At 69.6% G+C, this 12,726-nt stretch carries 14 protein-coding genes; 5 read left to right on the forward strand and 9 right to left on the reverse strand.

Annotated features, from left to right (window positions below; translation table 11 throughout):
• Position 1: 1 nt before the first annotated feature.
• From AC08OU_RS00140 to queC, 6 genes are all read right to left on the reverse strand, one after another.
• Positions 2 to 547, reverse strand: a complete 546-nt coding sequence (locus AC08OU_RS00140) for a hypothetical protein (RefSeq protein ID WP_476604005.1) — start codon at positions 545 to 547, stop codon at positions 2 to 4.
• Entirely contained in the window at positions 544 to 1,128 is a 585-nt protein-coding gene (locus AC08OU_RS00145) for a formylglycine-generating enzyme family protein (RefSeq protein ID WP_476604006.1), read from the reverse strand. Before AC08OU_RS00145 ends, AC08OU_RS00140 begins: the two co-directional genes overlap by 4 nt.
• Before the next feature lie 37 nt (positions 1,129 to 1,165).
• Positions 1,166 to 1,954, reverse strand: coding sequence for a hypothetical protein (locus AC08OU_RS00150; protein WP_476604007.1), 789 nt, complete (start codon positions 1,952 to 1,954; stop codon positions 1,166 to 1,168).
• Positions 1,955 to 2,111: 157 nt separating this feature from the next.
• On the reverse strand, positions 2,112 to 2,819 hold the full coding sequence (locus AC08OU_RS00155) for a 7-carboxy-7-deazaguanine synthase QueE (RefSeq protein ID WP_476604008.1): 708 nt from the start codon (positions 2,817 to 2,819) through the stop codon (positions 2,112 to 2,114).
• Positions 2,816 to 3,217 carry a 6-pyruvoyl trahydropterin synthase family protein gene (locus AC08OU_RS00160; RefSeq protein ID WP_476604009.1) on the reverse strand — a complete coding sequence of 134 codons (402 nt, stop codon included), beginning with the start codon at positions 3,215 to 3,217 and terminating at the stop codon, positions 2,816 to 2,818. Before AC08OU_RS00160 ends, AC08OU_RS00155 begins: the two co-directional genes overlap by 4 nt.
• Before the next feature lie 5 nt (positions 3,218 to 3,222).
• A complete protein-coding gene (gene queC / locus AC08OU_RS00165) occupies positions 3,223 to 3,963 on the reverse strand; it encodes a 7-cyano-7-deazaguanine synthase QueC (protein ID WP_476604072.1) in 741 nt (246 codons plus the stop codon).
• Positions 3,964 to 4,367: 404 nt separating this feature from the next.
• Between queC and AC08OU_RS00170 the strand changes: the two genes are divergently transcribed.
• Both AC08OU_RS00170 and ribD read left to right on the forward strand, forming a co-directional pair.
• Positions 4,368 to 5,630 carry a helix-turn-helix domain-containing protein gene (locus tag AC08OU_RS00170; RefSeq protein ID WP_476604010.1) on the forward strand — a complete coding sequence of 421 codons (1,263 nt, stop codon included), beginning with the start codon at positions 4,368 to 4,370 and terminating at the stop codon, positions 5,628 to 5,630.
• Positions 5,627 to 6,538 (forward strand): bifunctional diaminohydroxyphosphoribosylaminopyrimidine deaminase/5-amino-6-(5-phosphoribosylamino)uracil reductase RibD, encoded by a 912-nt coding sequence (ribD, locus tag AC08OU_RS00175; RefSeq protein ID WP_476604011.1) that lies wholly within the window; start codon positions 5,627 to 5,629, stop codon positions 6,536 to 6,538. The genes AC08OU_RS00170 and ribD overlap by 4 nt, the downstream gene beginning before the upstream one ends.
• A gap of 528 nt (positions 6,539 to 7,066) precedes the next feature.
• On the opposite strand, the gene AC08OU_RS00180 is transcribed toward ribD, so the two are convergent.
• Positions 7,067 to 7,417, reverse strand: a complete 351-nt coding sequence (locus AC08OU_RS00180) for a hypothetical protein (RefSeq protein ID WP_476604012.1) — start codon at positions 7,415 to 7,417, stop codon at positions 7,067 to 7,069.
• A 417-nt stretch (positions 7,418 to 7,834) separates the two neighbouring features.
• Between AC08OU_RS00180 and AC08OU_RS00185 the strand changes: the two genes are divergently transcribed.
• Positions 7,835 to 9,283, forward strand: coding sequence for a hypothetical protein (locus AC08OU_RS00185; protein ID WP_476604013.1), 1,449 nt, complete (start codon positions 7,835 to 7,837; stop codon positions 9,281 to 9,283).
• Positions 9,284 to 9,504: 221 nt separating this feature from the next.
• On the opposite strand, the gene AC08OU_RS00190 is transcribed toward AC08OU_RS00185, so the two are convergent.
• Positions 9,505 to 9,627 carry a hypothetical protein gene (locus tag AC08OU_RS00190; RefSeq protein WP_476604014.1) on the reverse strand — a complete coding sequence of 41 codons (123 nt, stop codon included), beginning with the start codon at positions 9,625 to 9,627 and terminating at the stop codon, positions 9,505 to 9,507.
• 5 nt (positions 9,628 to 9,632) lie between these two features.
• Positions 9,633 to 10,385: a hypothetical protein gene (locus AC08OU_RS00195; RefSeq protein WP_476604015.1), complete on the reverse strand. Its 753-nt coding sequence runs from the start codon at positions 10,383 to 10,385 to the stop codon at positions 9,633 to 9,635.
• A gap of 256 nt (positions 10,386 to 10,641) precedes the next feature.
• Here AC08OU_RS00195 and AC08OU_RS00200 point away from each other — a divergent pair, with 256 nt between their 5' ends.
• The gene (locus AC08OU_RS00200; RefSeq protein WP_476604016.1) at positions 10,642 to 11,973 is read left to right on the forward strand and encodes a hypothetical protein; all 1,332 of its coding nucleotides are present in this window, start codon (positions 10,642 to 10,644) and stop codon (positions 11,971 to 11,973) included.
• Positions 11,974 to 12,442: 469 nt separating this feature from the next.
• A complete protein-coding gene (locus AC08OU_RS00205; protein WP_476604017.1) occupies positions 12,443 to 12,703 on the forward strand; it encodes a hypothetical protein in 261 nt (86 codons plus the stop codon).
• The last annotated feature ends 23 nt before the right edge of the window (positions 12,704 to 12,726 follow it).

Raw genomic sequence — 12,726 nt, forward strand, 5'->3', positions numbered from 1 at the left:
TTCACCAGTTCCAGCGATCGAGGACGGCAGCGGCGTGTGGCCAGCCGTGCGCGTGGTCGGGAATCCAATGCAGGCGAGGCCGCTCGGGCACGGCGAACAGGTCGGCGATCAGGACCAGGTACAGCGGTTCGGCGATGATCAGGACGTCGGTGGGTGTGCCGGTGTCGAGCAGTTCCGCCCGCAGCTGCGCCCACACGTGGGGGCGCAGCTCAGTGGCGCGTGCCGGGTCGAGCGGCCGGTCGTAGGTGCGTAGCCGGGTGTCGGCGGTGATCAGGCCGTGCAGCGCGGACAGGAACCGCACCCGGCCGCGAAGACGGGACCGGTGGCCCAGCCGCGCGCGCAGCGGCGGTACACAGCCGCCGTCGTAGAGGTCGAGCGCCGGCAGTGCTTGTCCGGTCGGGGTCTTCTCCGCCGAACAGCCGACGATGACCAAGTGCTGGGCCGGGTCGGCCGGGGCGGCGTTCTGCTTGACGGTGTCCTGCCGGTGGATGGTGTGCTGTTGGGCGGCGATCGGTTGGGCGACCGGTCCCAGGTGTCGATGACTCATGCGGGTTTCACCGGCCGTACGGAGATGCCGCAGCTGCGTCGTTCGGCCGGGGCGGCGTTGATGAACGTGGTCCGGGCGTACAGCGGCTTGGAGGCGTAGGAGCCGCCGCGGATGATGTAGCCACCGCCCATGACCGGGGTGGCGGTCCATTCCCAGACGTTGCCGGCCAGGTCGAGTAACCCGTGCGGTGCTGCTCCGGCAGCACGTTGGCCCACGGGTTGCGGGCCATGCGGAGCGCGACCGGCGGCAGTCAGTACGGCGCGGTCCGGTGTCCACGGGTCCTCGCCCCACGGGTAGAGGCGGCGCTCCGGCCCGGCGGCCACCCATTCCCACTCGCCCGAGGTAGGGAGCCGGCCGCCGGCCTCGGCAGCCAGACGCGCGGCCTCGGCGTGGTCGATGCCAGTGACCGGCAGGTCGTCACCGCCGCCGGCCATGGTGAGGTTCCCGGAGTGCCGCCAGGTGATCGGGGTTTGCGCGACGAGCAGGTCAGGGATCAACCGGGGCCTGGCTGCGTCCCCGTACCGGCAGGTCCCGCCGGGAACCAGCACCCAGCGCACCGCGGGGGCGGCGGGTTCGTGCATGAGGCGTGTCCCTTCTCATCCGTTCTCATCCGTCGTCTCATCCGTCGATCAGGAACAGGTCTTCGGGGTTGGCCAGATGCGGGGGCCGCAGGCAGCTCTTGCGTGGGTGTGGTCGCAGGTCGACGACGGCCAGTGCGGTGGTGATCGCGTCGAACGCCTCGACGGCGTCGTCCCGGGTCGGGGTGAAGGCGATATAGTTGTCGGCGAAGCGCACCATCGGTCGACCGTCGAGGACGGTGTCGACCTGGGACAGGCGCAGGTGGAACAGCACCGGCCACAGCCCGCTGCCCGGGATCAGCGGGCTCGGCAGGCCAAGCAGCGCACGGCGGAACACTGCGAGGAAGGTTCCGTCGGTGACGTACTCGGCGAGCCAGTCCACGAACTGCTCCGCCGTGCCACCGGCCGACGCGTCCGCAACATCGAGGTCGGCCAGCCAGCGCCGTCCGGCACTCACCTGGGCGTCGGCTTGGCGCAAGGCGGTGATCCGGTTCCGGCCGGGGCGGTAGGCCGAGACCCAGTCGTGCAGCACCCGCTGCTCGAGGATCGGGTCGAGGGCCAGCCGCATCGCCCGGTGCACGATGCGGTCCTCCACCGTGGGGATCACCGCCGTGAACACCTTGCCCGTGAACGAGGTGATGTCCACCTCCCGCACCGGATCGGGAGTCCATGCACCCTCCCGCAACCGGTCCGCCAGGGCGGCCAGGCGGTTGCGCAGTCCCTGCCGGTAGCCGGCCCAGGTCAACCCGTCCACGCCCGGAGCGGACCCGCGACGCATGCACAGCCGCGCGGCCCTCGACAGGTGCCGTACGTCCAGCAGGTACGGCATCAGGGAGTGCGCGGCCGGCTGTGGGTGCACTACCGTGGCGGGTGCTTGGGCGGCAGGAACGATCCCGCCACGCAGCGCCGAAGGGCCGCTTTCCCACACGCGCGGCCCGGTCTGGCGGGAACGACGGCCCCGCCCAAGCCCTGTCGGTGACACGATGTCATCGGCCACTGGTGTCCTCCCACAGCAGCACGTGCAGGCGGGTGGTCAGGTTCCAACCCCGGGCCAACACCGCCTCGGCCAGCTCCCGCATCCGGGCCACCACGACGTCGCTGGCGACGCCCTGCGGCATCACCCATACCGGGGTCAGCCCGAACCGCGTGTGCAGGTCGTCGATCTCGGCGAGGTCGGCGACGCCGTCGACCACGAACTTGAACACCGATTTCCCGGACGCGACGAACGCGGCGAGCGCGACCGGGTTGATCCGGCGTGCGGCATCACGGTCGCTGGCAAACGAGGCAAGCTTCGGTGACACGTTGAACGCCGCCACGTGTTCCACCAGCTCCGGCGACGGGCCGACGGTGCCGTTCGTCTCGACCTCCACCCGGCGACCGGCCGCCGCCAACGCCGTGACGACCGGCAGCAGCCGATGCTGCTGCAGCAGCGGCTCACCGCCGCTGATCACGAGCATCGGCGTCGAGTGCGCCAGCGCCCACGAGATCACCGACGCAGCGGTCAGGTACTGAGTGTGCGCACGCAGGTCGAACCGCGACCTGTCCCACGTGTACGGGGTGTCGCACCGAGGACAGGCCAGGTTGCAGCGCGACAGCCGCAGGAACAGCGCCTGTTGCCCGCAGCTCGGCCCCTCGCCCTGGAACGTCGGGCCGAAGGTCTCGGCCACCAGCAGCGGCAGGCCTCTGCCGGTCACCGCAGTCCTGACAGTGCCGGGGCGTACTCGGCGAACGTGGACGCCGTTTCCGACACCCGGACCTTCTCCACCCGCACCCCGCCGGGCAGGACCAGGTGCTCGCAGCACCAGCGATACAGGTGACGGGCCAGATTCTCGCTCGTCGCCGCACCGTCAAGCACAGAGTCGAGCACACAGTTGAGATCGCGGTGATCGAAAGTGGCGTCGAGGTACGCGCCGAGCGGGGCCAGCTCGCCGAAGTCAACGACGAACCCCGGCCCGTTCAGCGCGTCCGTCGTGGTCAGCGTGACCTCGACCAGGTAGCTGTGCCCATGAGGGCGGGCGCACTTGTGACCGTCCGGCAGGCCGGGCAGCGAATGCGCGGCCTCGAACCGAAACCGCTTACCGATCCGGTACATCTACCTCACCCCTGAACGCCGAGACCCCGTGACCCGGAGCCGTACACCGTCGGGTCTGCGACCCCGGCCACCTGGAACGCCTCCCTGCGTTCCACGCAGGTCCCGCAGGTGCCGCAATGCGTGGAGCCGCCCTTGTAGCAGGACCAGGTGTCCGCGAACGGCACCCCGAGCTGCGCGCCGAGCGCGGTGATGTCGGACTTCGCCGAGCGGATGAACGGGGCCAGGACACGGAACCCGGGATGGATGAAGCCCGCGTTGGCGATGCGGGCCGTGTGCTCGTACGCCGTCCGGAACGCCGGACGGCAGTCGGGGTAGATCGGATGGTCGCCGGCATGCGCTCCGAACGCGACCGCGTCGGCGCCGGTCGAGACAGCGCTCGCCACCGCGACGTCGAGCATGATCGCGTTGCGGTTGGGTACGACGGTGGCCCGCATCGAGGTGTCGGTGTAGTGCCCATCCGGGACGTCCACCCGGGCGTCGGTCAGCGCTGACCCGGACAGCAGCGGCAGCAGAAACGTCAGGTCGAGGACGTGATGCTCGGCGTCCAGTGCCCGGGCGGTGCGGCGCGCGTAGTCCAGCTCGGCACGGTGCCTTTGGCCGTAGTCGAACGACAGCAGAGTCAGCGCTGTCCCGTGGTGGTGCAGCAGATAGGCCAGCACCGTGCTGTCCATGCCACCGGAAATGATCGCCACCGCATGCGCCGGGGTGGGCTTGACGAGTTCCTCGAACGGCGTCCCCGCGGTCATCGCCGTCACCGGCCGCCTGCCAGTGTGACGACGGCGGCGGCGAGCTCATTGGTTCGGGTGGTCATCATCGATGTTCCTCTGGTGAAGATCCGAGCGGGATAGCCGCAACGGAGTCCGTAATGGGTTCACGTCCGAGGGAAGGACAGACAGGTGATGCCTACGAGAACGCGCACTCCAAGCGATGGGGGCGTCAGGTATCGATCCCTGGCTCCCCAACTCGCGGGGCCGACGCCGGGGGCGGACGAGGCGCAGTGCTCAATCCGTCCCCGGCGCTGACGTCAACCCTCCCCGCTGTCCTGACGTGGGGAAAGTGGACGCCGTGGAACCTCCGTCGCCCTCACCGACTCCGGAAATCGGTAGGCTGAGACCCAGAACCATTTCAAGGCCAACGTCAGGGGATGGGCGTGACGAGCATCGACCGGTGGACCGGTCGGGAGGCCCGGTTCCTCCGCGAAGCGCTCCGCTTGAGCGTCCGCGACTTCGCCGCCTACCTGGGCACCAGTCCGCGCACCATCTCGAAGTGGGAAGCCGCCGGCACGGACCGCACCCCGCGCCCGGAGTGGCAGCGGGTCCTGGATACCGCCCTCCGGCGGGCCAGTGACGAAGACCGGCGGCGGTTCGAGCGTCGCGTCTGGACCGCCGCCTCTGGTGCGGTTCAGCCCGACAGCGGGGCGTCGGACGACGCCCCTTCGGCCACAGGGCCCGCCGACCCGCCCGCCGACTCGCTCATCCGGATGGTCCCGGGCGCCGGGCTCGGCCGCTACGCCACCGTTGGGGAGGTGGACGATCTGCTCGTCCGTCTGCGGAACGAGTGGCACCAACTCGTCCAGATCGACAACCGCTTCGGGCCGCGCCACGCCCTGCGTGGGGTACTCGGTCAGCTCCAGGTCATCGACAACCTGCTGTTGACCGCTCGCGACAGCGCCCGCGTTGCCGTCATCACGGTCGGCGCCCAGTACGCCGAATCCGCCTCCTGGCTCTGCGAGGATGCCGGTGATCTCGCCGCTGCCCATGCCTGGAACAGTCGCGCGGCAGCCTGGGCACACGAAGCCGGTGATCACCTCATGCTGACCTGGACCCTGTTCCGCCGCAGCCAGCAGGCCGTGCCCACCGGCAACAGTGGCGCAGTCATCGGCCTCGCCCGGGCCGCCGCGCGCGAGTCAGACCAGCTGCCGACCGCGATGCGCGCTGCGATCACCCAGCAGATTGCTCACGGCCACGCCCTCGACGGCGACGAATCCGGCACCCACCAGCAGCTTGACGAGGCCCGGAAGTGGGCCGCCACCGACACCACCGGTGAAGCCCGCGACGGCCACGGCTCGTTCTGCACGGATAGCTACATCGAGCTCCAACGCGCAAGTGCCTGGTTGACCCTCGGCCAACCGGCCCGGGCCATCCAGCTCTACGACACCGTGCTGCCCGAGCTGCCAGCCGTCTACCGCCGTGACCGTGGCCGGGCGCTCAGCCGCCTGGCCCAAGCCCAACTCGCCGCCGGGCAGGTCGAACCCGCCGCTACCACGGCCCGAGAGGCGCTGGCCATTGCCAGGGACACCGGCTCCCGGCGCACCGTCTGTGACCTCACAGCCGTGGCGCGGGACCTGGCGCCCGACCGCCGGCTTCCGGCCGTCGCCGAGTTGTTCGACGACCTGGCCGTCTCGTCCCGGTGAGCCGTCTCGTCCCGGTGACCAGCCCGCTCGAACGCGCCGCCATGCGCCGGGCCATCGCCCTGTCGGCGGCGGGCCTGGGTACCACGAGCCCGAACCCGCCCGTCGGCTGCGTCATCCTCGACGCCGACGGGCACATCGTGGGGCAGGGCTACCACCGCCGCAAGGGTGAGCCCCACGCCGAAGCCCATGCCCTGGCCGCCGCCGGCAAGATGGCCGAGGGCGGCACCGCAATCGTCACCCTGGAACCATGCAACCACCAGGGCCGCACACCGCCGTGCCACCAGGCCCTCATCGACGCCGGGATCCGGCGCGTGCTCATCGCCGTGATGGACCCGACCTCCCGCGGCAAGGGCGGCGCCGCCCGCCTGCGCCAGGCTGGTGTCGACGTCGACGTCGGCGTCTTGGAGGCCGAAGCCCGCCTCATCCTCGGCCCGTGGCTCACGGGCCTCGCGACACAACTGCCGTACCTGATCTGGCCGTACGTCCTGCAGACCGACGGCGCGCGCACCGGCCTCGCCACCGTCCCGGACCGCGACCAGCTACGCCGCACGGCCGACGTCATCCTCCGACCCAATGACTCGATCGAAGAGGCAGTCCCCGGCCACCACGGCACCGGCGTACTCGACCTTGAACAGCTCGTGCCGCTTCTCGACCCCCAGGCCACGCTGCAACTGCTCTACCAAGCCGGCGCCCGCCGGGTGCTCCTCGATGCCGACCCCGACGGCGATCAGGCCGCGCCCTTCCTGGCCGCCGGCCTCATTCGAGAGGCGATCGTTTCCCTGCTCCTGCCGGAACCGTCCAGTACGCCGATCCTCCCGTCCCCCACCGACCTCCTGCCCGGCGGCTTCGCCGTGCACGCTGTTCGGAAGGTCGGTTCGTACGTGCGGATCGAAGGGAGGCCGAGGTAGTCGCACTGCGCTTTCGTCAGGACTTTGCCCAGGTGATCAGCCGGTCGCGGGTGATGGCCTTCGGACTGGGTGTACGCCGGGGAATCTTCTGCTCCTGTAGGTCCCGCTCGCTGAGATTTCGTGGCGGCTGCTATGGGTTTGGTAGTGGTCCCGAGTCCTCCACCTCAACCAGTCGGACTCCGCGCTGCCACAGGGCCAGCGGGCTGGCGCCGGCCCGTTCCAGGTGCTCCGCACTCGGGGTGATCACGTACTGCGTCACACAACGGTCCAAGGCACACGTGAGGTCAGGCCAGTTGTCCACGTACACGTCCGTCAGGTGTAGCCCTTGACTCAGGCAGAAGCTCCGAATTCGTGTGATCCACAGTGGGACCCAGCGCTCCTCCACATGCCGTGGAGTCGACAGGTAGGCGACGGCTGGCCGAGCCATCAGGGGCTCCCTCCGGTTTCGGGTCCTGGTTCCATCACGCACTGTCGGGGTGAAGCCGTCACACCCAGCCGACTCGTCCGCTCATCGGGGGCGGAGGTGGTCTACACGTGCGTGTACAGGTCGGCCGTGAGCTTGATCGGCAGCGGGATCGACGCACCCCCGTTGACCGACACGGCGAGGTCGTGCCCGTGCTTGTACCACGTCACGTACTGCCCCTGGATGAAGAGCGGTTCGACCTGATGACGGATCCAGTACGCGAACCGCCCCCGTGGAATGATCGAGACGGTCTGATCGGCGTAGCGAGTGATCACGTCGATGCCGGTCACGATGATCTCGATCTCGCTCACCGGCCTGCCCGACCCTGCATAGACCGGGAACCGTTGACGGCTGGTCCACGGCTGGACGTGCCGACCGGCCTGCCGACGGGCGCCGCGGACCAAGGAAAGGATCATGTCCAGCGCCTCCTCAGCGAGTTGCGGGATAGAGATCGCAGCGGCGGAGTCAGGGCCCAGTCGGTCACGTGGGACACCGCACCTCCTCGGAGTGCATCGCCACGATCCGGCGGGAGTCGGTCATTCCATTCGATCGGGGGCGTCATGACCGTTGACGATCGCGCTGGGTGCATGGCGGACTGAATGCCATTGCCCGGACATCCTTCGGTCGATCCGGTGACCAGCGCATTCAGGCATCGAGTCCTCGGGTGATCGCCGATACCGTGACAGCCGTCGGGGCCGGGTGGGAATCGACTCGGTGGTCTGGAATCGGCCGCGAACGCAGCAAGCTCCAGGAGGTGCGTCGTGACACCTGACCGGCCGCATGATCGGCCCCGTCGCGGCGAGGGTCGCCGTCGACAAGATCATCGCCCGAGGTTGCTCGCGTCGCTGATCCGGGAACGCCTGTGGCGGCAGGAGGATTTCTGTCGGGAGTTCGAGCGAACGGCGCGGGCGCTGGACAGCGACGCCGTGGTGAGCGTCCGGCAACTCGGCCGGTGGCTGAGTGGGGAGTCCCGACCGGGTCCGGCCGCGTGCCGGGTGCTGGAGGTGATGTTCGCCCGGCCGATCGCGCAGATTCTCGGTGCAGCCGAGCCCGATCAGGACCGGGCGCACGATGACTCGGACGCGGCTGGAACCGCAGGGATTGCAGACGGGGCCGGTGGCGGACGGCCCGGCCGGTACCGGCTCGGCTCGCGAGCGGTGTCCACGGCGCGGGCGGCTAGTCTCGATGGAGACCGGTTCGAGGTTCCGGCGTGGCCGGTGGACTGGGAAAGGAGCGTGATTTCGATGTCGGCGCATGAATCGACGGATCACGCGGGACAGGTGGGCGCGGCGGCGCTGGACGCCCAGACCGTGCAGACCCTGCACGACCAGGTCGCCTGGCTGGCTCGCTCGTACGCGAGCACCCCACCGCTGGTGTTCTACCAGCAGGCACTGCAAGTACGCGCGCTGCTGTACCGGATGATCGAACGCACCCTGCGGCCGGCGCAACTGGCGGACCTGTACGTGATGGCGGGCCAGGTGTGCGGCCTGTTGGCAGCTTCGACCTTCGACCTCGGCTACTACCCGGCCGCCACAGAGCAGGCCCGCGCCGCGTTCACCTATGGGGAGGTGGCCGGCCACAACGGCGTCCGCGCCTATGCCCGCGGCCTGCAAGCAGTGATCGCCTACTGGGACAAGCGGCCCCGAGACGCCGTCGACCTGGCCACATCCGCGGCACCCTTCGCCGCAGGCGGCACCTCTGGCGTACGGGTGGCCTGCGTCCAAGCCCGAGCCTGGGCCCTGCTCGGCGCCGAACAAGAAACCCGAGACTCGATCACCGCCGCCACCAGATTCCGCGACGCCGGCCCCATCGCCACCGACGGCGACCAGGCGGACGACATGTACGACGCGATCGGCGGAGAGTTCGGATTCAGCCCCGCGCGCGAGCGCAACTGGTACGGCACCGCACTGTTGACCATCCACGACGCGAGCGGCTCCGCCGAGCACAACCGCCAGGCCCTCACGCTCCTGTCCGAGGCCCCGGACGACGACCAGAGCCGCCTCGAACCAGGGCTCGAGGCATACGTTCGAGTGGACCTCGCCACCGCCACCGTGCACGACGGCGACCTCGACGCGGCCGCGGAAGCGTTCGACCCGCTGTGGGCGATCCCGGACGCCGAGCGCCGCTCGGCCCTCACCGGTCGCGTGACCACCCTCAGCGCCGAACTCACCGGACCTGGCTGGCGCCACGACACCCGCGCCCGCCAACTACGAGACCGCCTGGAAACCTACACCGCCGCTGCCGCCCTCGCCCGAGCCCTACCAGCCGGCCCCGGCATCTGAACCAGTCGAGCCCGAATCGCATCGATTCCAGCGTAGGTCGATATCCGCGGGGGGCCATCAGCAGTTCGACATCCGCGAGGCACATGCTCATGATCGCTGTGCCCAGCCGGGCCACGCGCGTGTCGCTCGCTGCACATGGACGCGAGTTCCCGTGGAGGCAGAACCCTCCCCGGAGCGATGCTTGAGACTCGCACCGTCCGTCGCTGAGTGCTCGGGGGCACCTACGTCGTCGCCGCAAAACGCAGCAACAGCCCGGCAGTGGCGGCCAGGATCGCCTCGGCGTCGGCCCGGCTCCAGGTGAAACCCTGGGCGGTTTCGTTGTCGTGGTGGGCGCCGTGGGTCATGCGCCTTATGTCGTGGTAGATGGCCGCCCAGCGCTGCTCTGAGTGCGACCGTCGGGTGGCGTGGTGAACGTCTCTTGAGGGGGCAAGATCGTGACCAGTCGGTCGACGTTCTCCAGCACCTTTCGGCAGGTGGCCACGCAATGCTCCCAGCGGTGGTCGCGTAGCTCGCTGCGGGCCTGACGAAGCCGCGCCGTTGCCTGCGCGAGCGAGGCGGCGGTCTCGTCGTCTGCCGCCACTGGGAGGACCCCCGCCGAGTCGGTCAGCGGGCTGGGCACCCGCAGGACGATGCCGACCTCCGCCCCGGCCTGGTCCAGCAGCTCCTGCCACTTGGCGCGCTCGATCCACATCCGGACCTGCTCCCGCATGACCGGGTGGACGTCGGGCGGACCGCCCAGCAGCGTCACCTGCAGGTTGAGGACCAGGCTCAGGTGATCCTCGCCGCGAGACCGCTCCAGCGCAATGAGCTGCTCGTCGGACAAGCTGACCTCGACTTTCTCCCCAACTTGAAAGCCCCGGAGCGTCAGGATGCCCGGCTGCAGCCCCGTGATCCATCGAGGCCCCCGATGGTCGGAGAACACGGTCCCGGTCAGCAGGGCAGTGGTGTTGGACCTCGGGTCATCGGGGTCCAGCCAGGTGGCGGTCACGTTGGCCGGCAGAGTCAGTAGATGAGCCCCGACCCCCGGGGTAAGCGCGGCCTGGCCAAACGCCAGATGGACCTGGCCGAGCTCGCCGAAGCGGAACGACGATGTCGTGGACATGGGAATGACCTAACACGAGACGGCGACAGACGCTGAGCAGTCGCCCCACGCGTCGCCAACGGTCACCCCAGCAGCCGGAGCGTCAGAAGCTTCCGGTCGACCGTCGCCCCCCGCGCGGAGCTTCTGCCGCCAGTCGCCAAGGTTCCCGTCCGTTCCAACAAGCAGGGAGATCTCGCCCGACGAATCCAGCGCCGCGAATCTGTCCGTCGCAATAAGGTGTGTGCCGAAATATGCTGGCTGTGAGGGGGGTCCCGGTGTGACGCACGTCAGCATCGAGCCGGAGACGCTGCCCGGGCTTCACGTGACCTACCCGGATCAGGCGTACACGTCCGCCGCGCTAGGCACGTACCTGGTGGCACTCACCGAGGTATGGCGAGGATGCCTTGCCGTCGCCGAGTACGTCGCCCCTCCGACGAGCTTGGAGGCCGCGCTGATGCGAGCCGGTGACCTCCTCCGCGACCAAGGCTCGGCCCTCCTCGCGGAACTGGAGCGCGTCGCCGCGCGGCGATCAAGCGTCGCCGTGTGGCAGCTCGGCACCGACGTCCCTACGACTCTGGTGTCCGTCGCGGGTACCGAAATGCGCGAGGTGGCCGAGGTCCTGAGCACTGCCGAGACAACGCTAAGGCGTCTGACGGGACAACTGAGACAGACAGCGGAGCCTCTACGCATTGTGCCGGTGGGTGCGCATACCCGCCCGCGGCGGCTCGACAACACCCCCCTGCGGCGGACGGCCGACGGCCTCGCCATGGAACTCCAGCGCGTCGCGGAGTCCGCGTTGCGACGAGCCGACGAACTGCGGACGGTCTCGCGTGGGCTGGTGGACGAGGCAGCCGAGCTCCCGCGCCCAGCGGGCGGTACCGGTAGTACAGGGCAGGATGGGCCGGTTCCGCGGGCCGGAGACGCGCTGCGGGAAGCGGAGGAGCGGCTCCGGGCTGCGGCGACCCGGTTCGCCGCGAGCGGAGCGGTGGCGGGGGAAGACGCCGAGCGGGCGGCGGCAGAGGTGCTGCACGATGCGGAGGCAGCCGTGGCACGGGCGAAGGCCCACCACCAACTCGAGGAGGAACGCCTCGCGGGGGAGGCTCGGCGCGCGCGGACCGTCCTCGAACGCGGCGAGGCTGCGTTGCGCGACGCGGAGACATGGCTGTGGGAGATGCGGCTGGTGCTGCGGGCCGTCGCTGGTGACCTACCGTCCGCGGTGATCGGCGGAGATCCCGGGCCGGACCACGCGCCACGCGCAGACCTCATCGTCCAGCGCCTACGGATCCAGTCCCCTATGGACCTCGTCCTCTCACCTGTCAGTGCCACCGGCGTCGGACTCGGTGCGGGTGCCTGGGCCCTGCACCTGTTCGCGAAGGTGATACAGCAGCCGAAGGACGTTGGTGCCTGGCTACCGAACGTCTACACCGCCTGGCACCAGGCAAAGGCCGAGACGGCCCGCGCCCAGCTCGACCGGGTCAACGCCGAGCAGCAACTGCAGGCCCGTCTCGACGGACTCCGCGGCGCGAGCCGCCAGCTGGACCTTGTGCCTGACGTGGTCGATGTCATCGGCGCAGGCGACCCGCCCGTGGACCTGACGCCCGGACCGTAGCGGGCTCTCCCGGGTCACGACCGAGGAGTCGAACAACGCCGGCGACTCGTCCATCCGGGGCATCGTGCCCCGAACTCGCCAATTCGGAGAGACCGGCAAATGGTGGGTCAGGCTGAGTGAGCGCGGGTTTGCTGCGCCCATCACTCCAGGGACACACCAGGAGCGGGTTCGAGGCCGGTAAGGGGTGAGGGGGTGAGGGGGTGAGGGGGTGAGGGGTGAGCCGGAGTGGGTTGTTGCGGTCTTCGTCACCGCATCCGCACGGCGCCCCCATCGACGCAGGCGTGCGAGATCCTCCTCAGTGAGATGGACGATCTGGACCGAGCCCTTGATCACCTTCCGCTCATCCCGCCGCTCATTCCGCCCGGGATCATCCATGGAGACGCGCATCTGGGCAACCTCATCCCGTTGCCGTCCGGCCGCGCATTTGTGACTTCGACTCAACGTCGGTCGGTCCCGGGAGTGGGACCTCATGCCGGCCGCCGTGGGTACGATCCGGTTCCGCTACAAGCCGGATGTTCATGCGGGTCTCGCCCAGGCGTATGGCGTCGACGTGACCGTGTGGCCCGGCTTCTCCACGCTCCGACGCGTGCGCGAGCTCCAGATCGTCACGAGCGTCCTACCCGTCCTCAATGCCAGCCCGAGCTTGAGAGCGCAGTGGCAGTACCGCCTGGACACGTACAGAAACCCTGACGAGAACGCTCGCTGGACCCCGTACGCGGCCCTCAGCTGACCGACCGACAGCCTGTTGCGCTT

Source organism: Frankia sp. CcMO1 (assembly GCF_977945845.1).